Here is a 26858-nt window from a genome sequence, read left to right as displayed (position 1 = left end):
TTTAGAGGGAGTCAGTGCGAGTTGTAGGTGCTTTTAGGCCTATAAGCGAGGCCCAGACCAGGTTTCAGCTGGTGCCAACGGTACAGTTTTGGTCAAAACAACCCGATTCCTGCCTTAGAGAAGGAAGCGGCATTTTGTCCTGATTTTAAGTAAGTGATTGATTATAAACTAAATACACCAGTGGCGCTACCTAGCCGGCTTCGCCCGATTCATAACCATGGTCTACCTGCAGGTTTCTGCCATCGGCGGCGGTAGTAGCCAATACATCGCAGCGGTTATTGTATACATTTTCGGCATGGCCTTTTACCCACACAAATTTGATATGGTGTTTTTGAGATAGTTGGTGGTAACGCATCCACAGGTCTTTATTCTTCTTGCCGCCCGCAAAATTGGTGGCGATCCATTTCTTAAGCCAGCCTTCTTTAACAGCTTTTACGATATACTGGCTGTCGGAATAAATGGTAATGGTCAGTCCATCACGGTTCAGGGCTTCCAGGGCAGCAATTACTCCCAGGAGTTCCATGCGGTTGTTGGTGGTGCGGCGGTAACCGGCTGATAGTTCTTTGGCTTTGCCTCCATACATGAGGATGGCGCCATAACCTCCGGGACCAGGATTACCACGGGAAGACCCATCCGTATAAATAACCAGTTCTTTATTAGTCAAAATAGCAATGGATTAAAGTGTTTGAAAAGGGTAACGCATTACGACGCTGCACCAGGGGTTCAGGTATAAATGGTCAATAGGAATGATATCACGGGTCACGATCTGTTTTTCGGTGAGCTTAAAATATCGTTTGATCAGTTTAAACTTATTGCGGTCGGTGATGCGATCGGTTGGGATCAGTATCCTTTTGTTGGTGGCCCTGGCCAATCCTTTATAGATCATTTCAGAGCAATACATTTTATCGTCGGTAGCCAGGTCGAACTGGATATCAAAAGCTACTTGTTGGCGCTCCCGTTCGTTCATATAGACCAATAGCTTGCTTTTTTCGTCATCGGTGAGTTGATAGCGGGCGATGGCAAAGCCCAGGTTTTTGGCGGGGTTGCAAAAGCTATCCAGCAATTCCTTTTTCACTTTGTTGTGGATATGGGCATAATCGGTTTCTACATGGCATACATACACTTTTCCGCTGTCGATCATGGCAATACCGCTGTGTGAATAAATGGCCTCCCGTTTGGATAAGGCTTTGATCTGTTCACTGGCATAATCGGTGCCGGTACGTAATATCAAGTCTCCTGGCTGTATGAGGGTACGGGCTTGCCGTATCATGGAATCATTGGCTTTTTCACCTCTCCAACCTCCAAAGCTACTACATCGGCGGTATTACCTGGCTCAGGAGTGTCATTACAACCTGTAAGGGCTGACAACAGCAATAGCGCACAAAAAGGGATAATGAAAATGATAAACGCATCATGCGATGAATAACATAGCGGCAATGATCGGCAAAAATGAACAAATAAAAAAGTCGGGAAGTCGGGAAGAGGGAAAGACCGGAAGACCGGAAGTCCGGAAGTCCGGAAGTCCGGAAGTCCGGAAGTCGGGAAGTCGGGAAGTCGGGAAGTCGGGAAGACGGGAAGACGGAAAGTCGGGAAAGTCCGGAAGTCAGTAAAGTCGGGAAGTTTGAAAGACGGAAAGTTTGAAAGCCGGTAGGTTCGGAAAGTAGGGAAGGTGGTAAAATAAGTAAATCCGTAAGTATGTTCGATATAATCGATAATAACTTACGGACTTTCGACTTTCCGACTTCCGGTCTTTCGGACTATTTACTTCTTTCGGACTATTTACTTACAAAGCTAAAGTCGTCGATACCGATCTGGTCGCCATAGGAGCCGCCGGGTCCACCATCTAACATGTAATAGCGGAAGGCGATGCGGCCTTTTTGGTACCTGTGATACCGCTTAGGGTGATGGTGTATTTGGTCCATACGGCAGGATAAGCGCCTCCCATACCCGGATTAATATCCAGTAGTTTGGGTGAAAAATCGCCGGTATCTACAGCTGCTTTTCCTACGAAAGCATTACTGGTTTTGGTATTGATCCATACCTGCATCCTATCGGCATAATCGCCTTTGGTGCGGGTGTAGAAGGAAAATTCATCCCCATTCTTCATGTCGGTAGGAGGCGAAATAAGCCAGGCGCTAAGGGTAGATGATCCCAGTCCGCAGTTCATATCTACGCTTACGTATTCGTTTTGACTGAAAGTAGACGAATAGGCGGGGAATCCTACTACTTCATCGCCCAGTTTGCCACCATATTCAAAACGCCCCTGCCTCCAGGCCATGGGGCCGATGGGGTCGCTGTTGTTGATGATGACCCATCCTTTTTGGAGATATTACCTACGGTATCAAACGACTCTTTATAGGAGCGGGAAACGATGGGTGGGGGCTGGTTTTCATCGGCCTTAAAATCCTTTTCGCAGGAAATGATCAGCAACACCAATACGGTGAGACTGGTTAAGGAAAGGTATAATTGCTTATTCATAAGAATAATTTTTTGAGGCGCGGGAATTATTGTTTACTAACAAAAGCTACGCTGTCGATGCCCACAGCGCTACCATTACCGGTGCTGCCTGCATCCAGGGTATAATAGCGGAAAGCAAAGCGGCCTTTAACAGGTTTGGAAAAGCCGGCAAGGGTTATCTCAAACCGGGTCCAGTTGAATGGAAAGGCTTTGGGATTGAAGGCAGCGGGATCATCGGTGGCGGTAGCATAATCGAACCAATCATCAACAACATTGTAAACAGGCGGATTGATGGAATGGATGAGTTCAAAATCGCCCCGGTCGGCGGTATAGTTGAAATTGGGATCGCGTGGATCAAGGAAGTGCCTACATTGGTACCATCATTTTTGCGATTGATACAAATTTCCAGGTTATTGCCATAATCCAATGCTTCGCCCGGATCGCCATAGAGGGCACAACGGCTATAAAAGATGATCTTATCACCATTTTTCATCCATACCGCTGGCGAAATCAACCAATTGCTGGCTACGGAAGCGCCGCCGCTGGTTACCTCAGCATCGCAAATGACATAACCTACATGACTTCCTTTGGAGGAATAAGCGGGAAAAAGAGGCATGGCAATGGGCTGGCCGCTTTCTGTGGTCATTGGGGCGCTGGCCTGCACCCAGATATGGGAACCTTTTGGATTGCTATTATTAAGCGGAATCCATCCGCGGTGCCAGGCATTGGCCACAGTATCAAACTCTTCTACAAATGATTGATCTGGAAGGGGTGGTGGGATAAGGGTGGCCGGATCATCTTTCTTACAGGCTGTTACACCTGTAATAACGACACATAAGGACAGGACAATCCTGGTTAATGTAGATTTTCTCATGATGCGCAGTAGTTTGGTAAATGATGAAATGAAAATAATCAATTTTTAACAAAATTTCAAAAATCACTTGCATCATCAATGCACATCCTGACAGCTTTTCATGAGCTGCATAAAACCGGTTACTAACGGGGGTTAGCAAGCGGGGAAATCCTCATGGGAACTGGGTATTTTCGGCCATCGTGAATCAATGTTGTTTAGTGAAGAAAACGTTTGCCAGTAACAAAGGTGGGCCACGCTGCAGCGCTGCAACAGCCGGGCGGCAGCGTGACTCACCTTAAAGGAGTGACAAACTTCACTAAACGATATTGAATCGGCAGTCGTGAATGGCCAGTAGTGAGTGGTAAATGGGGAGTAAGGTGATAAATTCTTGATGCTGTGTTCTGCATACTTACACTTGAATAACCCCTGTATTAAATGGTGGTATATGGGGTTGGTGGTTGGCAGCGGTTAGTCCTTCAGAAATGACCTGGCGGGTTTGCAGGGGATCAATGATCCCGTCGACCCATAAACGTGCAGCAGCATAATAAGGGCTTGTTTGCTGGTCGTACCGGCCTTTTATTTCATTGAGCAATTGTTGTTCTTCTTCTGGTGATACTTCTTTGCCTTTGGCTTTCATACCGGCTACCTGTATCTGTAATAAGGTTTTAGCTGCTTGTTCGCCGCCCATTACGGCTATTTTGGCTCCCGGCCAGGCATAGATGAAACGGGGATCATAGGCTTTTCCGCACATGGCATAGTTGCCGGCGCCATAAGAGTTTCCTATTACGATGGTGATCTTGGGTACTACGGAATTGGCTACGGCATTGACCATTTTAGCGCCATCTTTAATAATACCTGCCTGTTCGCTGCGCGAACCTACCATGAAGCCGGTTACATCCTGCAGGAATACGAGGGGTATCTTTTTCTGGTTGCAATTCATAATAAAGCGGGCTGCTTTATCGGCACTGTCATTATAGATCACACCACCCATTTGCATTTCGCCTTTTTTGCTTTTTACCATTTTGCGCTGATTGGCTACAATGCCTACGGCCCATCCATCGATGCGGGCATAACCACAGATAATGGTTTTGCCATAATCCTGCTTGAACTGGTCGAACTCAGAATTATCTACCAGTCGTTCAATAATATCCAGCATATCGTAGGCCTTGGTAGCATCGGCGGGGAGGATGCCATAAAGTTCTTTGGGTGATTTGGCTGGTTGGGCGGGTTGGATGCGGTCAAAACCAGCAGTAGGATTGGGGTGGCCCAGCTTACCGATGATCCTTTTACCTGGTCCAGGCATTCTTCTTCGGTGCTGAACTTATAATCGGCAATACCGCTGATGGCGGTATGGGTAGCGGCTCCGCCCAGTGTTTCACTGTCTACCTCTTCACCAATGGCTGCTTTAACCAGGTAGGGGCCTGCCAGGAAGATGGAGCCATTGCCTTCTACCATCAGGGTTTCATCGCTCATAATGGGCAGGTAGGCGCCCCCTGCCACACAAGAGCCCATCACGGCGGCTATTTGGGGTATACCCATGGCGCTCATGCGGGCATTGTTACGGAAAATACGGCCAAAATGTTCTTTATCGGGAAAGATCTCATCCTGCATGGGCAGAAAAACACCGGCACTATCTACCAGGTACACCACCGGCAGGTGGTTTTCCATGGCTATTTCCTGCATACGCAGGTTCTTTTGCCGGTTATTGGAAACCAGGCGCCTGCTTTAACGGTTTGGTCGTTGGCTACAATCATACATTGCCGGCCGCTGATATAACCTATACCAGCCACGGTACCGCCCGATGGGCAGCCACCCTGGTCGGGGTACATTTCCCAGCCTGCAAAAGCGCCTATTTCAGTAAAAGGAGTATTGTCATCCCGCAGGTATTCAATACGCTCACGGGCGGTTAGTTTTTCTTTTCGCGTTGTTTTTCAATGGCCTTCTTTCCGCCGCCTAGTGCCACCTGGTCAAAACGCTGACGCAATTGACTCAGGGCTAATTTCATTATATCTTCATTCTTGTTGAATTCCAGGTTCATGGTGCAAGCATTTGTATTTGCAAAATAAGCTTTTCGTTTGGACCCGAAAGCGGTTCTTTGAGCTGTTAGGGTTTGAAGAGGTGACACCTTTCGTTCGCCGTGCAGGGGAAAGGTGTCACCTCTGATTAAAGATTTTAATTACTTTTAAAGGGTATGTGGAAGAAAAATAAGACACTGGTTCTATTAATAGCAGCGGCCATCCTCATTAAAGTTTTCTCCCTTTTCCCCGATGCGGTAGAGCGATATTATACGCATGGATTGTACGTGTATACCTCGGCCATCCAACGGGCACTTTTGGTTGGATACCTTTTAGCATTGGCGACTTGTTCTATGGGGTAGCCATTATATTCCTGTTGTATAAACTGGTGGACCTGATAAAACGACTTTTCCGAAAGCAAACCAACCGGGCTTACTGGCTGGGTGGCGGGCGTTTGTTCCTGGTTATCTTTCTTTGGGTCTATGTGTCGTTCAATGCCTTGTGGGGGTTGAATTATAACCGTCATGGCATTGCTGCCGAATTGGGGTTGGAGGTAGAGAAATATACGAAAGAAGACCTGTTGTCGGTAATGCATACGATAACGGACCGCTTGTATACGCTGGATTCAACGGGGCGTGTGCATCGGGCTTCCTTGCTGAGGAAAAGAACCTTATTCAAAGGGGCGGTAGCTGCCTATGATAGTTTATCGCTGCACCAAAGCGGCCTGGGTTATTCTTTCAGGTCAGTAAAACCATCCTTGTACAGTTACCTGGGTAATTACCTCGGCTTTTCGGGGTATTACAATCCTTTTAGTGGCGAAGCGCAGGTTAACACCACGATGCCGGTATTTGTATTGCCGTTTACTACCTGTCATGAAATAGGCCATCAGTTGGGCTATGCCAAGGAGAATGAGGCGAATTTTGCGGGCTACCTGGCCAGCAAATCATCGGCAGATGCAGCTTTCCGTTATTCGGTATATTTTGACTTGTATTCGTATTCCTGGTATTACCTGTACCGGCAGGATTCGGTACTGGCCAAGCGGTTTACGACGCAATTGCCGCCAGGGGTAAAAAAGGACTATGCGGAGTTAAAAGAGTTTTTACTCAGGCACCGTAACCCGGTGGAGGCGGTCATTGATAAACTGTACGGGCAATACCTGAAGGCCAATCAACAACCGTCGGGTAAACTAAGTTATAATGAGGTGATCGCCTGGCTGATTGCTTACTATAAAAAATATGGTGCAGAAGCGATATAATGTGGTAATGTGCTGATTTGAAAATTTGAAAATGGGCTTAAGTGAGGATGCCTACCTGTCTCTTAACTACATTTAGTCTATTAGTTCATTTTCAAATTAACACATTCTCAAATTCTCAAATTAAAACTTGTTCTTCCACATCATACTTTCAACGGGCCTGTTGGGTTGGCCGCTGTATTTGGCATTTTGTTTCTGGTTGTATTTCACTTCAATTTCACCATCTACAGGGAAATAGATCAACTGCCCTACGGGCATACCGGCATATACTTTTACGGGTTGTTTGACGGATATTTCGAGGGTCCAGTTTCCGCAGAAGCCAACATCGCCTTTGCCGGCAGTAGCGTGGATATCGATACCCAGGCGGCCTGTAGAGGACTTTCCTTCCAGGAAGGGTACATGGGCATGGGTTTCGGTATATTCCAGGGTAACGCCTAAATAAAAGACGTGTGGATATAGTACAAATCCTTCTTCGGGGATCTCGAAAGATTCGATGGTATTGTGTTTTTTGGCATCCAGGATATGTTCACGGTAGGTGGCCAGTACTTTACCCAAATGCACATCGTAGGAGTTACTGCCCAGGCATTCCCTGTCATAAGGCTCAATCTTAATGGTTCTTTTCTCTATTTCTTCCAATATGCGGGTATCCGACAAGATCATGTGGTATGCTTATTTTATATTTGAGGCGAATTTAGCTCAAGCAGCGAAAGTAAATGCTAAAATTATACAGTGGGGCTGTTTTATCAACATAATATCAACGAGCATACAAAACTGGGGATCTGGCGTATAGAAGAAGCGGAATCGTTTTTCTGGAAAAAGTGCCGCTCAAGCGGGATGTATCGCATCCCTACAAGCGTTTGCAGCACCTGGCGGGCCGGTACCTGCTGCCTGCTTTGTTTGACGATTTCCCCCTATCAGAAATACTGGTAGCGGATACACGCAAGCCCTTTTTGGAAAATGAGCAGTACCATTTTTCCATTTCTCATTGTGGCAATTTTGCTGCGGCCATTGTTAGCGACACCCAACGGGTGGGGGTGGACATTGAGTTTGTGACGCCCCGTTTGCGCAAGATTGCGGAGAAATTTCTGCATCCCGCCGAAGCGCTGTTCCTGGAAGATTGGGAGGCCTTGCCACAAATGCACCTGGAACTAACCACTTTGTTGTGGAGTGCCAAAGAAGCCATTTATAAATGGCATGGAGAAGGGTTGGTAGACTTTAAAGAGCATATGCGGCTTTGCGGGCCCATTGTTTCTGGTAGCAATGAATGGATTACGATGCCTTTTGAGTTCCGCAAAAATACAGTGGTTCCCATGACGGTTACAGCCCGTCTTTTTGACCAACTGGGGCTGGCCTGGGTGGTGACTTAAAATTTAGCCCCATTAGGGGCTCCGCTTTGTGGAAAACGTATTCATAGCATATTGTGCGCTGTAGGCGCACAACCATTGTAGCGTCACCTACGGTGCCGCATTGAACGCTGAACGTGGTTCTACAAAGCTGTAGCACCTGAAGGTGCAAATAATACCCTTCAAAAGCTAGTGCATTAAGTAATTGATGTTGATTTGCTGTTGGGCAGGCTGTCCCAACAGCAAGCAGTATATTTTGTAGTCACATCTTTATTGAGAATTCCAGGAACCTGCTTCATTTGCGTGCTAGTAGAGGCTATGCGGGCTTTGTGAAAAATTTCTCCCGTTTTATATTCCTGATTTTTATGAGCAAGGATAGATTTCTTTTTCTGTGTTCCCAGGATACGAACATCATCCAACGTATAGTACTTCTTTTTGTCAACCATCATAGTGACTTTCATAATTCGAATGTACTAATGATTTGATTTTCAGAAGCAAAAGGGGTTAATCACCTGCCAGGAAGGCGGCGATCTGCCATTTGCCCTTTTTCTTCTCCAGCTGCAGGCGGTAATCGCAGATATCCCAGGTCAGGTCATTACGTACCCAGCCGGTTATTTTGCCATCAAAGGTTTGGATATATACCCAGTTGTCGGAGTTGCCTCCCTTTACTTTGGAAACAGGCTCATCTATGATCTTTACCACATCATAATTCAATTGACCAACGGAGGGAGATAAGCGGTCGTCTTTTTGCGTACGTGTACGTCGGGTGCAATGATGGTGATACAATGGCCGCACTCATCGCAATATTTGTTCTTACTATCGCGCTGTGCTGCATAAGGGAAAATAAATCCATCGGCTGTATTAGCTTTGAATACGCCTCCCAGGCTAATTACGTCCTGCAGGTTCTTCCATATCTGTGAGGCGGGAAACTGGGGTGCATATATTTCCTTAAACCCCTTGATGCCATTGGTAGCTCCATTAGACGCTACTTTCACAGCCGGGCTCAATTGTTTCAGCAAGGCGGCGGCATCCTTCCGGGTTACTATGTTTTTCAGGGTATCCACAAATACCTTCAGGGAACTGTCTTTGTTCACTTCATTGCGGGGTGGGTACTTATAGTTTTGGGCAGCAGCCAATAAAGCATTTAACAAAAGGAGAAGGGTCAGTGTATATTTCATATCAGCGCCTTGGAATTGGGCGCAAGTTTACGGTTAATCTTCCAATAAATCGGCTTCATCCAGTAGATTCAATTGAATATTTTCACTGCCGGCAATGCCTTCAATAGAGCCCTTGATATGGGCGGCATTCAACAATACTTTTTCCAATTGCTTTTCTCTTGCTTTCCACAGTTTTTCCATGGCATCCCTTTCCTTTTGTATGGAAGTTTTCATGGATTGGAATCCTTCGCGGATGGCTTTCCACTGTTCGCCAAACTCATTGCTGGTGAGGTAATCGTATAGCAGGTGCATTTTTCGCCCCGGTTTTCCTGTGAGCGGTTGGCATTGGATACTTTAATGATGCCATCCCGCAGCACATAGGCCAGGGCGGCCACTTCGCCAAAAGAACATACCCAAATGCCTTCTACCTGGCCAAATTTGGTTAGTTGCTCGGGCATGGCCTGACTTACAATCACCGCTACATCGGCTGTCGTACTGCGCATATCGGCCTTCAGCTTTTCTATCCACGATTTATCGAAATGTTTGGTGCGTTTACTTTCATAAATAATGCGTCCACATTCCTGTCCAAACTGGTTGCGGATGGTTTGGATACAGTCTGCCCCCGGATTCCTTTTCCTACCTCACTGATCATATCAAAGGGAAAAGCGGCTTTCAACATTTCTTCCAGGGCCAGTTCCTGTATCTCACCCTGCAATTGCATGGAGCCTTGCTCGGCCTTGCGTTTCATTTCTTCTATCAGCTTTCGCTGGTCTTCCAGTTGTTTTTCCAGTTCGCGTTGCTTTAGCTGGTGTTCCATGTCCTTACTGGCGGTTTTGGCTTCCTCCAGTTTGCGGATCTCGTCTGATAGTTTGGTTCTTTCTTCCTGTAATTTGCGTTGAACAGACAGTTCCAGTTCAGCTTCCCTGGTTTGGAGCGATTGTTCTTTTGGAGGAACTCCAGCTCTTTCTGTCTGGCCAGTTTCAGTTTTTCTTCGTTGTCCTTATTATTTTGGGTGAGTAAGTTGACCTGGTTCTCATAATCGGCACTGATGCTTTTGCGGAGGTTGGTTTCCAGGGATTGCTGCAATTTCACTTTCTCTTCCTGCAGCTTTTGGGTATAGGCGTTGGCCGCGGCCTGGGTCTGCTGCTGGTATTCTCTTTCTTTCCTGGCCAGGAGCTCGGTCTGGTCGCGTTCTTTTTGGCGGATTCTTCCATGACCTGCTTTTTATAGGCCACCATCTGTTCGCGTAGCTCCTTCTTGTATTCTTCCGATACAGCATCCTCAATATCAAACTGATGCCCGCATTTTGGACATTTAATATCCGTCGCCATTCCCTGTATTTTGGCGCAAGTTAATTAAAAAGGGAGTGGCAGGGGCAGGGGGTGGAAAGGATGAGCATATTTGACCTGGTTGTTCTCCCGGCCGGAAAGCGGGGCCTATTTCGCAAAAAAGCGTGTTTATACGGTTTCTGAAGTTGGGCAGGTAGAATAACTTTCCTGAAATACTGCTTCAAAATGTGGATACAGGGCGGGAAGCCGGTATCTGCCATCGGTTTAACCAGTTAAAAACATTGTTTATGGCAACTACTCAGGAAAAATTGAAAGGCTTGCTTTCGCAGATAGCCAACCAGGACAATCTCCTGGGCCAGGAATTGCAGGACAGGGGTTCCAGTGCAGCCTGGGAAGAGGAGGGGATCAATATTATGAGGGGATGGCGAGTCATCAGGGTGATCAGGAATCTTTTGAGGAAGATTATGGCAAGGAGGCGGTGATACTGCGGGTGGGCAGGCCGGTACTGATCATCAGGAACAATGAAACGGAACTGGTATTTGAAGAAGCTGAAAGTGAAGTGTGGAGGGATCGTTTATTGAATGCAAAACAACAATTATCGCTGTCTATACCTGCCATTGGCCGTATTGAATTGCAAAATCATCCTTCTTTGGATTGGTGCGGTACGGGCTGGTTGATTGATAAGGATACGGTAGTAACCAACCGGCATGTGGCCGAATTGTTTGGCCGCAATAGTGGTGCTGGTTTTACCTTCCGTCAGGGTGATGATGGCAAAGCAATGAGCGCTTCTATTGATGTGTTGCAGGAATACAATAACCCGGAAACGAGAATGTATAAACTTAAGAAGATATTATACATAGAACCAGAGCCTGGGCCTGATATGGCATTTTTAACAGTGGAGCCATTTGGCGATGATATGCCCAGGCATATTGTGTTGGCAGGGAAGCCAGCAACTGATCAAAGTGATGTGGCGGTGATCGGTTATCCGGCCAAGGACAGCCGGATGCCGGATGTGGAATTGATGGAAAAGATCTTTGGCAATGTGTTTGGTAAAAAGGCTGGCGCCGGGTAAGATCACGAATGTTACACCCACCCGGATATTCCACAACTGCTCTACACTGGGAGGCTGTTCGGGCAGTGCTGTTATTGACCTGAATACGGGTAATGCGGTAGGCTTGCATTTTGCCGGCCGTTTTCTTCAATCCAATTATGCGGTACCTACAGCACTGTTGGCGCAGAAACTGGATACTGTAAAGAATAAAAGACGGTAGTACCGGTATCGCCGGTGGAAAAGCCAACTCCAGGCAATAATGGGGCAACGCCGGCGCCGGCACCAGTAGTACCTGGGGTAAGCATACAAGGGGCGCTTATACGGTGACTATCCCCTTACAAATCACTGTTTCCCTGGGTGGCAATGGTACTATTACGGGTGTGGTGGGCAATACGACTACCGGAGCAGCTACGCCGGTAGCGCCCGAACCTGAGTCGGATGAATTTTTCACGGAAGGGCGTGCGGAGGATTATGCCGACCGTAAGGGGTATGATGCCGATTTCCTGGGCGAAGACTTCCATGTACCTTTGCCCCAGGTAATAAGTGATAAGCGGAAGAAGGATATCCTTACTTATGATGTAGATGGGGCTGCTGAACAGGTGTTGAGGTACCAGCATTTTTCGGTGGTAATGAGCCGTAGTCGCCGGGTTTGCCTGTTCAGTGCCGTGAACATCAATGGTGCGCGATCCAAAAGGCAGCCCGTGCCCCTGGCGTTTTGATCCGCGTATACCTCAGGAGGCCCAGGTCATGAAAGAATGTTATGGCAATGCGCCTAAATACAGCCGTGGACACATGACACGCCGGGAAGACCCGGTTTGGGGTCGTGAGGAAGAAGCATTACAAGGCAATGCCGATTCAATGTGTGTAACGAATACGGTACCGCAAATGCAAAGTTTTAATGCACCGGTATGGCTGGCTTTGGAAGATTATGCCTTGGCACATGCCCGGGAAGATAAAATGCGTATATCGGTCTTTACAGGTCCGGTATTGCGGCCCAATGATAAAGTGCAATTTGGCGTTAAGATACCTGAGCAATTCTGGAAGATCATTGTATTTGTGCATGATGAAACGGACAAACTTACTGCCACCGGTTATATGATGTCGCAGGAAGAACATATACCCGACCAGGAATTTGTATTTGGCGAGTTTGGTACGGCACAGGTCTCGATCGCTTCGATTGAAAAGAAGACGGGCTTATCATTCGGCAACCTGTCAGGACTTGATCCCATGAATGATGAAGCTGTTGGCGACCCTATACGGCCGTTGACTGATAAAAGTCAGGTAAGGTTTTAGCATTCATTATCCATTCACCAAACACCGTTGTAGCGGCTGTACTATGCACCCTGTTTTTGATTCATTGGTTTATCCCTGGCACCTGGATGAAGCACTGCGCTTTTATACGGTGTTGTGCCAGGCTTATCAGCAGACAGGTGATATAGATACATTTTATAAAAGCTGCGGGGTATATGTTACTGAATTACCTACCATCAACCCGGCGCAACCCTCTGGCGATCTCTGGAAAGAGGTATTGAATAAGTTATCTACGAAAAATAAATTAAAGAAACTTACTGAAGTATTGTTGGCGGATAATCCTGTTCAGCAGGTAATGGATGTGATACAACTGGTACAAAATGCGGTATCGGCCGTTGATGCCAGCGTCATCAATATTAACCTGGTTATTCTTGACCGGGCGGATCTAAGGCGAAACCTGGAATTGCTGGCCACTGAGAATGATCCGGTAAAAGTGTTGTTGATCAAGGGTGGACCGAAGAGTGGTAAATCGTATAGCAGGCATTTGTTTGAGTTAATGGCTACACAGCGGGGTGCTGAGGTGGTTTATCTCTATCGCTTTATAATAGTAGAATTGAGAGATGTATTGGAAGAGCTGTTTGCTACGGCAGGCGATGTGAAAGCGATACCTGATGGGGATACGACTGCGTCGGGTTGGTATGCGAAAGCATGTCGCCGGCTGCGTGATACAGCAGTGGCCAATAACAAACATATCTGGGTGGCCATTGATGACCTTGGTTTTATTGAAACAGGAGGCACACCAGAAGAGGTACGGAAAACGAATTCGATCATGGATCCTGAGATCAGGGATTTTTCGATCAGTTTGTGGCGCAAATGTCAGGACTGGCTTTCCGAAAGCATTTTAAACTGATGCTCATTAATTATCCATCGGGCAAATTGCCTACGAGTTGGTACCAGGAGTACCTGAGAGAAGAAATGTTGCAGGAATCGGATATTATAGAAACGCATATTGAAGACCAGATACAGCGATGGTGTCATGCCAATAAAAAACATGTATTGCCGGGTGATGTAACAAAAGCGGCGGTTGATGTGATCACGAAGGCCAATAATCCCGGGCCTGAGGATAACGATAAACCGCGCCTGGAACGGATCAAAGATGCTACCAGTCAATTACTCAAAACCCTTTAGTTAATACGATATGATCACTGGCGCCAATAGTATTTATGATTTTTACCAGTTCATGGATGCTTTGCAGAAAGCGGCCAGGGGGTGGTATTTCTGCAAACGATTGAAGAAGATCATGTAGTAAGCATTTCTACGGGCTGGCTGATCACAGATGAGTTGTTGGTAGCGCCTTGGAATGCCAATTGGCAGAATGGGGAGCTTCCTTGTCGTTTTGCCTGCCGATTTGCTGATGACAGTGAAAAACAGATGTAACCATTCATGTGCAGTTGATTAATGCGGTGGCATTACCCGGCAATAAAGAGCGTGATTTTGCTTTGTACCGGATGCCGCAGGCTTATCTGGGAAGGGCGATGCATCTATGTATGGATAGCTTGCAGGAAGGGGAAGGCGTTTTTGTACTCCAGTATACGGAGGGAGCTAGTAAGCTGAAGATTGCAGCAGGGCATTTGTTGCGCCTAGGCGAATTGGTTCAATATAGTGCGGATACTAATCTGGGAGCGAGTGGAGCTCCCGTTATCAATGCCAAGGGCCAGGTATTGTGCATGCATTTAGGAAGCATTTATAGCGATAACGAAGGACAATGGGTAAATACAGGTACAAGGTCTAATCATGGGGTCTCGCTGGAATCGCTGTTTACCCAGTTAAAAACATATAAGGACGAGTGGTTTGAAATAGCCAATTACCACCAACTGGCCATGTTGACTATTCAGGAAGCGGTGCTGCCTGCAGCAGAACTGGAATCTGTACCGTCGATGCCACCACGCGGTGTTAAAAAAGTATTCAACCCATAGTATCTCCTGTATTGCTACAAGCAGCCTTACAATGGTATATAGATCCTTCTACACTGAATGAAGGAGAGCAAAAGGAGCTTAAACCTTTTGTAATAGATGGCCATCCTAAAAAATGGGCTATGAAGCTGGAGGAAAGGCAACAACTTTTATCGGCAACTGGTTCTTTGGAGGTATTACGTACTACCTGGCATTCAATTCCCAAAGAGGAGGTGCCATCGGCATCCACTATGATCCGTGAAAAAGTAATTGAAGGGATACTGGAAGGACCGCCGTATGCGCTGGAGGCTATTGCAGAAGCGGAATTGCCCTATTGGCTACAGGCAGTACCCTGGTTTGATAATGCCATCACGGGATTGCCAACGCCTGCTGCCATTCAGCTTTCGCTGGAACAACGCCGAATGCGAAGCCGGTTGAGCATGGTGGCCGGGCCTGACTTCAGTGGCCGGCAGGAAGAGTTGACCACGATGCAAAAATGGTATGGGGAAAAAGAACAAGGCCCCTTGCTGATCACGGGCATTGGTGGAGTAGGTAAATCATCGCTTATTTCAAAATTCATACTGGATCAGCCACCAGCGACGGTGTTTTTCTGGCTTGATTTTGACCGGGCCGATCTTTCGCCCGATGATGGGGAGTCGGTGTTGGCTGTTATAGACCAACAGGCTTATGTACAATTAGAAGGGTATAAAAATGTCATTCCGAAAGAAGGGGGTTGGGAGCAACAGGCTGTACGATTGGGTGAAGCGATTGCCGGGGTGTTGTCTCCGTCTGATCCTGGCTTGTTGATGGTACTGGATGGATTTGAAGTAGCACAGCATACCAAGCGATACAATGAAATTTGGCAGGTGTTGGAACGCCTGATGCAGCAATTGCCCGAACTGAAAGTGATCGTAAGCGGCAGGGCGCCCGTCAAGTCCTTACAATTGATGGGCCGCAAAGCGGTGCCACTTCCATTAAAAGGAATGGATGCAGCAGCCTCGGCGGGCTGGCTCCGTGCACATCAGATCACGGATGAGACTGTCATTGCTGAAGTATACAGGATATCGAAAGGGGTACCCCTCATATTGAGGCTGGCGGCCAGGCTGGTAGAAAAAGGAGGCAATGTATTTGACCTGCCCAAAACCTTGCCCGAATCGATGATAGAAGGCTACTTGTATCAACGCATACTGGACAGGGTAATAGACCCCTTATTGCATCCGCTGGCGAAAGACCTGTTGGTGGTGAGGAAAGTAACGCTGCTGATGCTGGAAAAGGTATTTGCGGGCAGCATACCGGAAGGCAAAGAACCTGCAGAAGTATTTGAAGGCTTGATGCGTGAGATGGGACTGGTAAATGAAGCGGACCCGGGAGCTTCGATTGCGTTGCCGGCTGAAAGCGGAGAACTGCACTTAAGGTCGGAAGTACGGTCTGCCACCTTGAAGTTGTTGGAATTAGAGAATGCGGATCATGTGAAGGGCATTCACCAGAAAGCTATTGACTGGTATACTGGGCAGGATCAATCGATCGCCAGCAACCGGGCTGAATTGATCTATCATTACCTGCATTTGGGTGACATTATGAATGCGGAGGCTTTGTGGCAGGAAGACTGCCGGCTATTGCTTGCAGATGCGGAACCCGATTTTGTGGAAGGAGCCATCGCTGCCAAAGCCTGGTTAAAAACAAAATTAGAAACAACGCTGCCTGTCAATGCCGGTGGCCAGTTAAATACGGAATCCTGGGAATTGGATGCCCTGGGGCGTATTAAAGATGCGATGCTAAGAGGATTGGAAAGGATTGTACCTGATATACTGCAAGAGCAGGGACAGCGCAGTGCCAAAAGCCCACTATTGGTATATGATGCACTGGTACTGATGAAAAAGGACCAATTGGGGGATGCGTATCAACTGCTTGATGGCAACTCCACTCTAACCTTGCCCATACGGCTGCAAAGAACAGCGTTGAAAGCGCTCCTTGCAAGAAAACAAGGAAATATGCCGGCAACAGAGGATTGTCTTTTACTATTAGAGTCCATACTGCCTGAAAAAGTGGGTGATTTGTCTTTGCCCGTTTTGTTGTTGCGTGCGGCCCGTATCAGGTTGCAAGTGCTTTTTAAACAAGAGATGACCCTGTATTCGTTGATGAATGAAAACGGCAATGAACAAGGCGAATGGATCAAACGAAATATTCATCGCTTCCTGGTTCCTGCTGATGTCGTCATGTCGGTACTTTGTGATCAGTTGACGAATATTTCAGTAAAGCAGGAATCCTTTACGGCCTTACTGGATGTTCCCTATGGTCCTTCAGGTTTGCAGGAGTTTAAAAGTTTGCTGAACCGGAAAAGAACGAGGAGTACCGGTTATAAATATGAAATACTACCACCCAATGCAAATGTAGCTGAGGCGGAATCCTATTGGCGGAGCATGCTGGAGGAGCGGATGCAGAAATTAACGAAAGAAGACCCGCTTCCGGAGGGCCATCAACAATTGATCATCAGCCTGGCGCTTGCGGGACTCAAAAAGTGGATGTTGGCCACCAATGACCTGTACCTGGCACAGGCTACGGATTATTTAATGGAAAGTAAGACGCCCAATGAATGGGCGCCCCTTGCCCTGGTCAACGCTTTTGCGGCCCTCAGGGGTGAACAATTGGAGTTTTCCCGTTTTAAAATGGCGGGTACCGACCGGTTTATTGCTACGGTTATCAATCCACGTAATAAAGACATGCTGTCAGCCCGGTTGCCGGTTTCGGATGACGCGTTGAAATTGGCAATTGATGTATTAATAGCCGACCAGGCTGGATCTTATGTTGATAACTTACAGACGCTAAGGGGAAAGATCGTGGAGACTGTACCGGGCGGGCAGCCCAAAAAACGGTTGCCCCTGGGAGTGATCCGTGAAATGCCGCCGGAGTCTGGTCCGCTCGCTTTACTGATATTGGGTCCCGATCCGCTGGAGGAGTTATGCCGTTTGCAATTGGGATTGCCTGCAGATTTTGAATGGTAAAAGAAAAGGTCCATGATAGATATCTTTGCCCCCTGGTATATCCGTTCGATGATCCCCAGGGGTGGAACTGCGCCGGTTGCTATCCGAGCTCTTTATTACCAATGAGGAGGCCCTGGATATTGCACAGCAGGCTGGTTTGAAAAGGTATAAGCTGAATACGGGGCAAGCGCCTTATTATCTGTGGAAGCAAATATTGGAAATGGCATCCAGCGAGCAACGCTTGCGTAAGGTGGTGGAAACGGCTGCCGGCTTTCTGCACCAGGAACATCCTTCGCTGCCCTTTTTTACTGCCTTACTGGCCCAGGAAACGCCCATCATCATGGCGCAGCTTCCACGAAACAAGGATGGTTCCACCAATTTCATTAATAGTACGGACCTGGTAACAAGGCCGGAGGCCTTATTATATTACGATGACCTTACGCTCCAGGTTGGCCGGATACCAGCGCTTATCGGTAGTTTGCAATTACTGCAGCAACTGGCGCCGGCTGTTTGCCACCTGTTGATCGACTTTAATGGCCTGATAAAACATGGAACGGGTTTTCGCATAGGCAATAACTTATTGCTAACCAATTGGCATGTGGTACATGATGAGCAGGGAATGGGTGCCACGAGCATTACAGCCGAATTTGGGCATGAAGACGATGGCCAGGGGGATTTAAGAATACGGTAAGGTTGTCCTGCCGGCATGATAATGTGGTATCTGATAAAAATGATGACTGGGCCGTTATAACGGTTACGGCGGCTATGGATGCTGGCTGGCCCATCATAAAGTTGTCGGATGCGGTTGATCCTGAATTGCATACGCCTGCTTACATCATACAACATCCTGAAGGACAAAGTAAACGAATTGGTTTTGTGCGTAACCAGGTGGCCGATTTTACCGACCGGGTAGTGCATTACCTGACCGACACACAGGAGGGATCATCCGGCGCCCCTGTATTTAATGGTGATGGGAAATTAATTGCGTTGCACCATGCGGGTGGGAGGCCACAGCAGATACCAGGCCGTTCTCCGGTGAAAAAGAATGAGGGTATCCGTATTGCCCGAATCTTGACAGCCTTACAACAACAAGGAGTTGTCATTGCTTAACAAGTCATACGCCCTGTTGCAAACGGTAGCTGCCATAGGTTGACCTTTTTCGGGCATAGCTATAATTTTTGAAACGTAGTATTACTTAATCTTTTTACTGAGATCAATAAAATATAGATCTGTACTGCCTGTTTTATTAACTGAATAGGTTGAGATATAATTACTTACTGACAAGTACGTATGTTTTTTTGTAGGCTTGTCAAAAAAATACGCGTTGCAGTATATTATCAAATTTGCCTATTTTTATAAGGCTTATTTGAATCGCTACTTATTTAATCCTTACCAGGTAACACACTGACTCCATTCTGAAGCAACTACCACTAACCCATGCCGTTGGCTAAGCAGCTTGTACCCTTTTAGCCTTTCCGGATTCCCTAACTGGTTATTGATTCTGTTTAGCACCTGATTGTCGTTGTTAAAAAGTGCATGCTTTTTTAGCATTGATCTTCTTTGTCATTATATAAAACCTAAACATTCAATTATGCAAGGAACTATGGCAGTTGTTACCTGCTGGGCTGCAGATTTTGCACCCAAAGGCTGGGCTTATTGCAATGGGCAACTACTGCCTATTGCTCAAAACCAGGCCTTATTTTCCCTGTTAGGGACAACCTATGGAGGGAATGGAACTACAAATTTTGCGTTGCCGGACCTTCGTGGCCGTTCTGTGGTAAGCCAGGGAAATGGACCTGGCTTGTCGGGCTACACTTTAGGGCAACAGGTAGGGAATGAGAGTACTACGTTAGTCATTAATAATATGCCTATCCATGCGCATGCGGGGAATACCAATTATTACCTGCAGGGCGATGGTGTATCATCCGGTGAATCGAATGTTGAGAATAATTACCCGGGCAATTTTGCGGGGGCTTATGCGCCTAATCCGACAGCCAGTGTGAATATGCTGGAGCCTGCTTATGCGGGTACTGTATCAGCGGTTGGCGGCACGCAACCATTTTCGGTGTTAATGCCTTACCTGGTTATTAATCATATCATTTGCTTACAGGGCATTTACCCCAGCCGTAATTAAGCTCACTATCTATCACCCTTACAATTTTTAATCATGTTTGTGGATCAATACTTATCAAACGTTACCATATTTGCCGGCAATTTTGCTCCCCGTGGATGGGCTTTTTGCCAGGGGCAATTAATGTCTATTGCAGAGAATACGGCGCTTTTTTCATTAATAGGAACTACCTATGGAGGCGATGGGGTTCAGACTTTTGCTTTGCCCGATCTTCGTAGTCGTGTAGCCGTTCATGCCGGACAAGCGCCTGGCAGGCCAACGTACGTCCTTGGCCAGGCGGCTGGTACAGAGAACGTAACTTTATTACTTAGTAACCTGCCTAATCATACGCACCCTTTTGTGAGTGCCACGGGTAAACCACAAGCCAATAGTGCGGTAGGAACGGTAGCCAGTCCGATCAATGCAGTGTCGGCACAATTGGCGGCTGTTGTTTACAATACTGCGAGCTCAGGGTCGGTGATGGGTATATCTACCTGTAATGCCGTTACACCTTCTACCGGGGGCAGTACTCCCATGCCTATTTTATCGCCTTACCTGGCGATGAATTATATCATTTCGAAAGAAGGTATTTTCCCATCACGCAACTAAGTCTTTGATACAACATTTAACTAACATTCTTTAAAGCATATAATTATGGACGGAGTTATTGGTTATGTAACCGGCTTTGCCGGCAATTTTGCTCCACGGAGCTGGGCATTATGTCAAGGGCAAATAATGGCCATTGCTCAAAATACAGCTTTGTTCTCCATTCTTGGAACAACCTATGGTGGTAATGGTCAAACAACCTTTGGCCTCCCCGACTTGCGGGGAAGGGCTGTTGTAGGTGCTGGTCAGGGACCAGGTTTAAGTTCTTATTCATTGGGTCAGGTAGGAGGTACTGAAACCAATACAATGACCTTGTCCACTATGCCCGGCCATAGTCACCCGGTTATTATGAAGATCACACCGGGTGCCAATACTACACCGGATAGCAATTTGCCTACTGCCGGGGTGTATGCCACACCGATCACAGGCGAGCAGCTTTATTCGGGCGGTATTACAGGTGCTATGAAAACTTATCCTGGCACAATTGTAACAGGAAATTCACCAGGAGGTTCTACACCTTTTTCTATCCTGCATCCGGTAATGGCCCTTAATTACCTGGTTTGTTTGCAGGGTGTATTTCCTGCGAGAAACTAAGGGAATCACTATTCATTTTTTAAACTGCTTATATGTCGCTTGTTGCGGGACTTTTGTTACCCCGGTCTACTGATTATCCCGCTCTGGGATTTGATATCCTGGATGGACTTCGATATAACTTAAAAGGAACCGGGCAAGAGGATGCCCGGTTCCTTACAGAAAATATTGGGTATGGTGAAGATCATGACCTGAATTATGCCAAGGCTGAAAAGTTAGTATTACAGGACAATGTTGATGTGGTCATTGCTTATTGTAGCGCTGCCAATGCCGAGCCCCTCTATAATTTGGCAGGTATATCAGGCAAACCATTTATATTTTTAGATGCCGGTATGCAATTGCCGGAAATGGCCCCTCACCCTAATTGTTATTATATTTCCTACAGGGTATACATGCCTGCCGCCTGGCAGGTTTTATGGCAGGCCATCAAAACCGGAAGGTATTGATGGCTACCTCTTTTATGATGGTGGTTATCGCGGCCCCTGGGGGTATACGCGCGGACTGGAAGCTGCCGGTGGGTTGATTTGTGGCAACTACGTAAGCGGATACAAGGAAGCAGAATTCAATATTGACATGTATATGGAACTGCTTCATCATTCAGGTGCGCAATCGGTGGCAGCCTGTTTCAGCAGTTACCTGGCCAACTTGTTTATTAAAGCGCTGAAAGAGAAAGAACCATCGGCCATTGCTTTGCCTTTTTATTGTTCACCTTATATGGCTGAAGAAATACTGCTCTCCCAATGTGATTTTCCGGGTGGTACTTTCCATGCTATTGTGCCCTGGGGTACCAGCCTGCAGGGAGAAGAGCAAACGATATTCAAAGAAACGATACGCCGGGAGAAAAACAAGGCTGCCAATATCTTTCATTTACTGGGCTGGGAAGCTGGCATTGTTTCGCAGCAAGTAGTACAGGCTGGTATAAACTCGCTCAAGGGCTTTGCTTATAACAGTCCACGGGGCACCGTTACCATCCACCCGGTTACCCAGCACACCTATGCGCCTTTGTATAAGGGCGAGATCGTTGTTGGTGAAGGAGGTAATGCGCCTTGCAAATACCGGAAACGATTGCGGTATTGGCTGATGATCATGCCCAGGTGCAGAACGATAGACCTGAATCAGGCTCGGGTTGGAGGAACAATTATTTATGTATTTAACCTATGCGTATAGCTATACTTTGTAATGACAGGATCGCTTTGCCGGCATTGGACCAGTTGTTGGCTACAGGGCTTGTGGTGGCTGTGGGCGTTCCATTTGGGAATCATGCGATCCGTACACTTATTGAAGGGCGATGTAAGCAGGTAAATGTATTGCTTCAGGAGTTTCATAAGAAAAGCATGGGCGCCGAATTGCAGCAATGGATTGGCCAATACGTACCAGATGTGGTGTTGGTCAAAACCTTTCCCTTCCTGATCCCTGCTGAGGTAATACGGTTGCCCCGCTATGGCTTCATTAATTTTCATTATGCGCCCCTGCCGGAATGGAGAGGGGCTAATCCATTGTTTTGGATGATCCGTAATCAGGAAACGACGGGCGCTGTTACGGTACATGAAATGAATGAAACGTACGATGCAGGCCCGGTGTTGTTACAACAACCTGTGCCACTGACGCCTGATGTGAACTTTGGGCTTTTCTATACACAATTGGCCTATGCGGGCGTGCATGTTACCGGTATGCTGTTGAATGGATTGCTTACGGGCACTTTGCAGAAAAAGAACAGGACCATTCCAGGGCCAGGTGGTATAACAGGCCTTCACCCGCCGACCTGTTTATTAACTGGGCCATCATGGATGCGGGCGAAGTAAATGCCCTGGTGAATGCCTGCAATCCCTGGAATAAAGGAGCAGCAACGCGGTGGAATGACTGGCTATTTGGCATCAGTCATGCTACTGTTGTAGCATTTGCCGGTGATGGTAAACCACCCGGCACTGTTATTTCGATCAATGCCCGGGAAGGTCTGACCATTGCCTGTAAAGGGGGACAAGCCATCAGGGCCGAAGTGGTGTACTGTGAAGAGGGGTTTTATCCCGGTCATAAACTAGCAGCCTTTGGACTACAGGAAGGACATTGCCTTTCCTGAATAAGAATAAAAATGTAAAACCATCCAAATGAGACATAAAATACTTACTGTAATTCCATTATTGTTGATTGTTATTTTAATGCATTTGCCGGGAAGTTTGCAGGCGCAGACCTGGGGCTTCCGGAATGGCTGGGGTACTGTTACTCCTGGCCAGGAAAGAGGATTGGCCACAGCAACTGATGCTGCCGGTAATGTGTATATGGCCGGTATTTATACCGGGGCTATTGATTTTGGCACAGGGCCTTTGCCCGCCATTGCCCCGAATGAAGGTTTTATCGCAAAATTCAATACGTCTGGAGTTTGTGTTTGGTCTATTGGTATAAGCGGCTCTGGAGGAGGTAATGACGCTGTGACGTCTATTACTGTAGATGCTGCCGGCACTACGGTATATGCGGGTGGTACCTTCAATGGTGATATCACGATTGCACCTATACCCACGATTACCAAAACGGGCATTACCGGTTTTATTGCCAAATTGAATGCTGCCAATGGTCAGGGGTTATGGATCAATACGATTGATGGCACCGGCTCGGAGACTGTGCAGGGGCTTTGCCTGGATGCCACGGGTAATGTATATGCATCGGGTACTTTTCCTACTGGTGCTGTTTTTGGAGCCCTGGGCGCGAAGACAGCCAATGGAGGTAGTTCTACCGATCTATTTGCAGCGCAACTAAACCCTGGTACAGGCGCCTTTAACTGGGTGAGTACTGGCGGTGCATTTGAGAGTACAGATAATGTGCAAGGAAGTGGCATTGCCTGGGTATCGGCCTCTAATGAAGTCGTAGTAGTGGGTAGTTATAATAGTGCTACTGCTACTTATTCGACTACCACACCCGCCTCTAACTTTGTTCTCAACAATGCCGGCTCGGTGGATATTTGTTTTTAAAGCTCAATGCTTCTACAGGTGCATTTACCAATGCTATAGGCGTGGGAAATACCGGCCTTGATGATGGTGTGGCGTGTGTTTTTGATCCATCTACACAGGATATCATGGCGGCAGGTTATTATAACAGTGCTACCCTTCAATTTGGTACTAACACGCCACTTACCAATGAAGGAAATTTTGATGCCTGGTATGTACGGTATAATCCCGCTACCAATTTATTTGTATGGTCTAATGGGGCCGGAGGAAGTACTGGCGGTTCCGATAGGGCCTACGATATTACGACCAATGGTACAGGTGCTATTTTTGTAGTAGGCACTTTCCGGGGTGTATTTGATATTCCCACTAACCTTCCCGCGTTTACATTAAACAACACTAATATTGCTGATGATATATTCCTGGCCCGTATCAATGCCGCAGATGGCAATGGTCAATTGCTGGCACAAGGGGCAGGACCTGCCGGAAACACGATAAGCAATGTAGGTTTTTCCTGTACTGCAGGCGCCAGCGGCAGCATCTGGATCGCCGGCAGCTATAGCAATAATATTACGCTGGCTCCTTTGGCTCCGTTGGCTGCTGTAGGCGGCACGGCCGATATATTATTAGCGAGGTATAATGATCCGGTGCTGACAGCTACTCAATCGCAAACGGATGTAACCTGTAATGTGGGTTGTAATGGTACGGCTACGGTTACCCCTTCGGGTGGCGTTGCACCTCTTACCTATACCTGGGTAGGCAGTGCAAGTACTACGGGTACAGCTTCCGGCCTCTGCGTAGGGGCCACGCCAAGCGTTACGGTAAAAGATGCTATTGGTCAAACGGTGTCCAAGAACTATACCATCACCATGCCAGCTACTTCACTGGCTACAGCCAATACCACGAATACTACTTTTGTGGTGTCTGCTTCTAATAATAATATTTACGATGCCACCTGTAAGCTCATCACTACGGTGGTACCCAATGGGGCCAACCCGGTAAGCGGTACGGTGGCAGCGCGGGTATGGTTTGAAGCAGGTGTACCCGTGTTTGGCGGCACACCGTATGTAGCCAGGCACTATGAGATTGCACCGGCTACAGGTGCTGCTACAGCTACTGGCCGTATTACCTTGTACTATACGCAGGCTGAATTTACTGCCTTCAATGGTGCTCCCAATACACCGGCTAAATTGCCTACAGGCCCTGGTGACGCTGCCGGCAAAGCCAATGTGCGATTTACCAGGTATGGCGGCGTGAGCAGTAACCCTGCTACCGGATTGCCCGCTACTTATGCTGGGGCTGGTACTATAATTGATCCTGTAGATGGCGATGTGGTTTGGAACGCTACGCTTAGCCGTTGGGAGATCAGCTTCAATGCAGTTGGCTTCAGTGGCTTCTTCATGCAAAGCTCTTTCGCGGTATTGCCGGTTTCCTGGGTATCTGTCAATGGTTTGCTGAACCAGCAGGGTCAACCTGTTATCAGTTGGAAGGTACAAGAGCAGGATGTGGCTTCTTATAGCATAGAAAAATCCATTGATGGTCAGCCTTATACTTCCATTGTAACTATTTCCTCTAAAGGGGATGGCGAAAATGAATACAGCTTCCAGGAGTTACAGGCACTAAGTGGAAAAGCCAATTACCGGATCAAACAAACAGATCACAACGGCCGTGTTACTTATAGTAAGGTATTGCTGTTGAAGAGTGACCGGAAAGGATGGATAACTCTGTATCCCAACCCGGTTAAGCGAACAGCTATCTTAAATGTAACGGATAAGGAGTTGCTGAATACGGTAGCCCGCTTGTACGATGGTACGGGCAGGGAAGTACAACGCATACAAATAACCCAAAGTGTGACCACAATACATATGGATCAACTCAATGCAGGTGTATATACGCTGAAATTGATGAATGGGCAAACGATGAGGATACTGAAGGAGTAAAGAGTTGGAATACTGAATACAGGAGACAGCATATAGGATACAAAATATAGCATTTAGAATCCAGAATGGTTGCAGGGCTTACCTGCTCCTTCTGGATTCTTTTTTGCGTATTTTGTTTCTTACTCACCTTTTTTCATGCTCATGTACTCGGTGGGTGTGATGCCAAATTGTTTGAGGAAATTACGGCCGAAATTATTCTGTGAGTTGTAGCCTACCATATCTGCCACTTCGTATATTTTATACTGGCCAACTGCCAGCATTTCCGCTGCTTTTTTCAACCGGGTAATATTGATCAGCTCATTGGGGGTGAGGTTGGAGATGGCCTTGATCTTACGGTATAATGTGGGGCGGCTCATATTCATTACCCTGGCCAGCTTTTCAACATCCAATGCTGTATCTTCCAGGTGATGGCAAATGGTTTCATTGAGGCTTTCCAGGAATTGTTCATCGGCGCTGGAATAGGCCATACTCTTGATATGTACCAGGGGTGAGTTGGCAAAGTATTCCCTTATCTTACTGCGGTTGGTGAGCAGGTTGGCCACCTGTACCTGCAGGTGCTCGGGTGAGAAAGGCTTTTCTATATAAGCATCGGCTCCCAGCTTCAGCCCTTCGATCTTTGATTGGAGGGTATTTTTAGCAGTGAGCAGGATAACAGGGATATGGCTAAAATCGAAATTTGTTTTGATCAGCCGGCACAACTCAAAGCCATCCATGACCGGCATCATCACATCGCTGATCACCAGGTGTACAGCTTCCTGGGATAGTATGGACAATGCTTCTTGTCCATCGGTAGCGGTTAGTACAGTATAAGCTTCTCCCAGTTCATTGGCCAGGAATTCAAGGATCTCCTCATTGTCATCAACCAGCAGTATGGTGGGCCTCATGGTATAGCAGGTTATTGGGTTACTGAAAATTGAGTGTTGTCATTGGGCTCCCCGGCACCTGCACTGTTTCCGGTGCCAGTGAGTGGTAAGCTGACCACGAAAGTGTTCAATTCATTAGACTGTTCTTTCAGGTACAGGTTGCCTTTATGTAATTGTGTCAGCGACCGGGCCAATGCCAGGCCAATACCGG

The 26858-nt window shown here is 47.2% G+C and carries 37 protein-coding genes and 2 pseudogenes; 22 read left to right on the top strand and 17 right to left on the bottom strand.

Annotation, left to right across the window (positions count from 1 at the left end; genetic code table 11):
- Positions 1–190: 190 nt before the first annotated feature.
- From rnhA to RS881_RS42090, 8 genes and pseudogenes are all read right to left on the bottom strand, one after another.
- On the bottom strand, positions 191–664 hold the full coding sequence (gene rnhA, locus RS881_RS42125) for a ribonuclease HI (RefSeq protein WP_315816271.1): 474 nt from the start codon (positions 662–664) through the stop codon (positions 191–193).
- Positions 665–676: 12 nt separating this feature from the next.
- Positions 677–1270, bottom strand: a complete 594-nt coding sequence (locus RS881_RS42120; protein WP_315816270.1) for a YiiX/YebB-like N1pC/P60 family cysteine hydrolase — start codon at positions 1268–1270, stop codon at positions 677–679.
- A gap of 573 nt (positions 1271–1843) precedes the next feature.
- A complete protein-coding gene (locus RS881_RS42115; RefSeq protein WP_315816269.1) occupies positions 1844–2278 on the bottom strand; it encodes a choice-of-anchor J domain-containing protein in 435 nt (144 codons plus the stop codon).
- The gene (locus tag RS881_RS42110) at positions 2224–2478 is read right to left on the bottom strand and encodes a hypothetical protein (protein ID WP_315816268.1); all 255 of its coding nucleotides are present in this window, start codon (positions 2476–2478) and stop codon (positions 2224–2226) included. The genes RS881_RS42115 and RS881_RS42110 overlap by 55 nt, the downstream gene beginning before the upstream one ends.
- Positions 2479–2632: 154 nt before the next feature.
- Entirely contained in the window at positions 2633–3331 is a 699-nt protein-coding gene (locus RS881_RS42105; protein ID WP_315816267.1) for a choice-of-anchor J domain-containing protein, read from the bottom strand.
- A gap of 388 nt (positions 3332–3719) precedes the next feature.
- Entirely contained in the window at positions 3720–4499 is a 780-nt protein-coding gene (locus tag RS881_RS42100) for an acyl-CoA carboxylase subunit beta (RefSeq protein WP_315824780.1), read from the bottom strand.
- Positions 4439–5193, bottom strand: a pseudogene (locus RS881_RS42095) (carboxyl transferase domain-containing protein). Before RS881_RS42095 ends, RS881_RS42100 begins: the two are co-directional and overlap by 61 nt.
- Before the next feature lie 23 nt (positions 5194–5216).
- Positions 5217–5348 carry a hypothetical protein gene (locus RS881_RS42090; protein ID WP_315816266.1) on the bottom strand — a complete coding sequence of 44 codons (132 nt, stop codon included), beginning with the start codon at positions 5346–5348 and terminating at the stop codon, positions 5217–5219.
- 323 nt (positions 5349–5671) lie between these two features.
- Between RS881_RS42090 and RS881_RS42085 the strand changes: the two genes are divergently transcribed.
- The gene (locus tag RS881_RS42085) at positions 5672–6580 is read left to right on the top strand and encodes a DUF3810 domain-containing protein (RefSeq protein WP_315816265.1); all 909 of its coding nucleotides are present in this window, start codon (positions 5672–5674) and stop codon (positions 6578–6580) included.
- A gap of 120 nt (positions 6581–6700) precedes the next feature.
- Here the strand turns inward: RS881_RS42085 and dcd are convergent, their stop codons facing one another.
- The gene (gene dcd, locus RS881_RS42080; RefSeq protein ID WP_315816264.1) at positions 6701–7237 is read right to left on the bottom strand and encodes a dCTP deaminase; all 537 of its coding nucleotides are present in this window, start codon (positions 7235–7237) and stop codon (positions 6701–6703) included.
- A gap of 158 nt (positions 7238–7395) precedes the next feature.
- Between dcd and RS881_RS42075 the strand changes: the two genes are divergently transcribed.
- Positions 7396–7944 (top strand): 4'-phosphopantetheinyl transferase family protein, encoded by a 549-nt coding sequence (locus tag RS881_RS42075; RefSeq protein ID WP_315816263.1) that lies wholly within the window; start codon positions 7396–7398, stop codon positions 7942–7944.
- A gap of 173 nt (positions 7945–8117) precedes the next feature.
- Here the strand turns inward: RS881_RS42075 and RS881_RS42070 are convergent, their stop codons facing one another.
- The 6 genes and pseudogenes from RS881_RS42070 to RS881_RS42045 all read right to left on the bottom strand — a co-directional run bounded on the left by RS881_RS42070 (position 8118) and on the right by RS881_RS42045 (position 10408).
- Positions 8118–8381, bottom strand: coding sequence for a hypothetical protein (locus RS881_RS42070; RefSeq protein ID WP_315816262.1), 264 nt, complete (start codon positions 8379–8381; stop codon positions 8118–8120).
- 43 nt (positions 8382–8424) lie between these two features.
- Positions 8425–8634 (bottom strand): hypothetical protein, encoded by a 210-nt coding sequence (locus tag RS881_RS42065; RefSeq protein WP_315816261.1) that lies wholly within the window; start codon positions 8632–8634, stop codon positions 8425–8427.
- Positions 8631–9098, bottom strand: coding sequence for a hypothetical protein (locus RS881_RS42060; protein ID WP_315816260.1), 468 nt, complete (start codon positions 9096–9098; stop codon positions 8631–8633). Before RS881_RS42060 ends, RS881_RS42065 begins: the two co-directional genes overlap by 4 nt.
- Before the next feature lie 33 nt (positions 9099–9131).
- Positions 9132–9825: pseudogene (locus tag RS881_RS42055) on the bottom strand (DUF2130 domain-containing protein).
- 53 nt (positions 9826–9878) lie between these two features.
- Complete coding sequence (locus RS881_RS42050) at positions 9879–10169, bottom strand: hypothetical protein (RefSeq protein WP_315816259.1); 291 nt, start codon at positions 10167–10169, stop codon at positions 9879–9881.
- Positions 10166–10408, bottom strand: a complete 243-nt coding sequence (locus RS881_RS42045; RefSeq protein ID WP_315816258.1) for a hypothetical protein — start codon at positions 10406–10408, stop codon at positions 10166–10168. The genes RS881_RS42050 and RS881_RS42045 overlap by 4 nt, the downstream gene beginning before the upstream one ends.
- Positions 10409–10593: 185 nt before the next feature.
- On the opposite strand from RS881_RS42045, the gene RS881_RS42040 reads away from it, so the two are divergent.
- The 20 genes from RS881_RS42040 (at position 10594) to RS881_RS41945 (ending at position 25784) form a co-directional block, all read left to right on the top strand.
- Entirely contained in the window at positions 10594–10848 is a 255-nt protein-coding gene (locus RS881_RS42040; RefSeq protein WP_315816257.1) for a hypothetical protein, read from the top strand.
- On the top strand, positions 10788–11438 hold the full coding sequence (locus tag RS881_RS42035) for a trypsin-like serine peptidase (RefSeq protein WP_315816256.1): 651 nt from the start codon (positions 10788–10790) through the stop codon (positions 11436–11438). Before RS881_RS42040 ends, RS881_RS42035 begins: the two co-directional genes overlap by 61 nt.
- Entirely contained in the window at positions 11413–11637 is a 225-nt protein-coding gene (locus RS881_RS42030) for a trypsin-like serine peptidase (RefSeq protein WP_315816255.1), read from the top strand. Before RS881_RS42035 ends, RS881_RS42030 begins: the two co-directional genes overlap by 26 nt.
- A gap of 103 nt (positions 11638–11740) precedes the next feature.
- Positions 11741–12136 carry a hypothetical protein gene (locus tag RS881_RS42025; protein ID WP_315816254.1) on the top strand — a complete coding sequence of 132 codons (396 nt, stop codon included), beginning with the start codon at positions 11741–11743 and terminating at the stop codon, positions 12134–12136.
- Positions 12093–12710 (top strand): DNA/RNA non-specific endonuclease, encoded by a 618-nt coding sequence (locus RS881_RS42020; protein WP_315816253.1) that lies wholly within the window; start codon positions 12093–12095, stop codon positions 12708–12710. The genes RS881_RS42025 and RS881_RS42020 overlap by 44 nt, the downstream gene beginning before the upstream one ends.
- 43 nt (positions 12711–12753) lie before the next feature.
- Entirely contained in the window at positions 12754–13578 is an 825-nt protein-coding gene (locus RS881_RS42015; RefSeq protein ID WP_315816252.1) for an effector-associated domain EAD1-containing protein, read from the top strand.
- Positions 13578–13856, top strand: coding sequence for a hypothetical protein (locus RS881_RS42010; protein ID WP_315816251.1), 279 nt, complete (start codon positions 13578–13580; stop codon positions 13854–13856). Before RS881_RS42015 ends, RS881_RS42010 begins: the two co-directional genes overlap by 1 nt.
- Positions 13857–13937: 81 nt before the next feature.
- A complete protein-coding gene (locus RS881_RS42005) occupies positions 13938–14105 on the top strand; it encodes a hypothetical protein (RefSeq protein WP_315816250.1) in 168 nt (55 codons plus the stop codon).
- Positions 14106–14113: 8 nt separating this feature from the next.
- Positions 14114–14644, top strand: coding sequence for a S1 family peptidase (locus RS881_RS42000; protein ID WP_315816249.1), 531 nt, complete (start codon positions 14114–14116; stop codon positions 14642–14644).
- 11 nt (positions 14645–14655) lie between these two features.
- Positions 14656–17622 carry an ATP-binding protein gene (locus RS881_RS41995; RefSeq protein WP_315816248.1) on the top strand — a complete coding sequence of 989 codons (2967 nt, stop codon included), beginning with the start codon at positions 14656–14658 and terminating at the stop codon, positions 17620–17622.
- Between the two features lie 61 nt (positions 17623–17683).
- Complete coding sequence (locus RS881_RS41990; protein ID WP_315816247.1) at positions 17684–18292, top strand: trypsin-like serine peptidase; 609 nt, start codon at positions 17684–17686, stop codon at positions 18290–18292.
- A 23-nt stretch (positions 18293–18315) separates the two neighbouring features.
- On the top strand, positions 18316–18711 hold the full coding sequence (locus RS881_RS41985) for a trypsin-like serine peptidase (RefSeq protein ID WP_315816246.1): 396 nt from the start codon (positions 18316–18318) through the stop codon (positions 18709–18711).
- A 481-nt stretch (positions 18712–19192) separates the two neighbouring features.
- Positions 19193–19735, top strand: coding sequence for a phage tail protein (locus RS881_RS41980; RefSeq protein WP_315816245.1), 543 nt, complete (start codon positions 19193–19195; stop codon positions 19733–19735).
- Between the two features lie 33 nt (positions 19736–19768).
- The gene (locus RS881_RS41975; RefSeq protein ID WP_315816244.1) at positions 19769–20320 is read left to right on the top strand and encodes a phage tail protein; all 552 of its coding nucleotides are present in this window, start codon (positions 19769–19771) and stop codon (positions 20318–20320) included.
- Between the two features lie 45 nt (positions 20321–20365).
- On the top strand, positions 20366–20911 hold the full coding sequence (locus RS881_RS41970; RefSeq protein WP_315816243.1) for a phage tail protein: 546 nt from the start codon (positions 20366–20368) through the stop codon (positions 20909–20911).
- A gap of 321 nt (positions 20912–21232) precedes the next feature.
- On the top strand, positions 21233–22075 hold the full coding sequence (locus RS881_RS41965; protein ID WP_315816242.1) for a type 1 periplasmic-binding domain-containing protein: 843 nt from the start codon (positions 21233–21235) through the stop codon (positions 22073–22075).
- A complete protein-coding gene (locus RS881_RS41960) occupies positions 22066–22710 on the top strand; it encodes a formyltransferase family protein (protein WP_315816241.1) in 645 nt (214 codons plus the stop codon). Before RS881_RS41965 ends, RS881_RS41960 begins: the two co-directional genes overlap by 10 nt.
- Positions 22692–22985: a hypothetical protein gene (locus RS881_RS41955; protein WP_315816240.1), complete on the top strand. Its 294-nt coding sequence runs from the start codon at positions 22692–22694 to the stop codon at positions 22983–22985. The genes RS881_RS41960 and RS881_RS41955 overlap by 19 nt, the downstream gene beginning before the upstream one ends.
- Before the next feature lie 28 nt (positions 22986–23013).
- A complete protein-coding gene (locus tag RS881_RS41950; RefSeq protein WP_315816239.1) occupies positions 23014–23871 on the top strand; it encodes a hypothetical protein in 858 nt (285 codons plus the stop codon).
- Positions 23862–25784: a T9SS type A sorting domain-containing protein gene (locus RS881_RS41945; RefSeq protein WP_315816238.1), complete on the top strand. Its 1923-nt coding sequence runs from the start codon at positions 23862–23864 to the stop codon at positions 25782–25784. The genes RS881_RS41950 and RS881_RS41945 overlap by 10 nt, the downstream gene beginning before the upstream one ends.
- 119 nt (positions 25785–25903) lie before the next feature.
- Here the strand turns inward: RS881_RS41945 and RS881_RS41940 are convergent, their stop codons facing one another.
- Positions 25904–26668 (bottom strand): response regulator transcription factor, encoded by a 765-nt coding sequence (locus RS881_RS41940; protein ID WP_315816237.1) that lies wholly within the window; start codon positions 26666–26668, stop codon positions 25904–25906.
- A gap of 11 nt (positions 26669–26679) precedes the next feature.
- Complete coding sequence (locus RS881_RS60695) at positions 26680–26853, bottom strand: hypothetical protein (protein WP_350340310.1); 174 nt, start codon at positions 26851–26853, stop codon at positions 26680–26682.
- Between the last annotated feature and the right edge of the window lie 5 nt (positions 26854–26858).

This window comes from Paraflavitalea speifideaquila, from assembly GCF_032395985.1.
Classification (GTDB): Bacteria; Bacteroidota; Bacteroidia; order Chitinophagales; family Chitinophagaceae; genus Paraflavitalea; species Paraflavitalea speifideaquila.
This window is presented reverse-complemented; position numbering and strand designations above follow the sequence as displayed.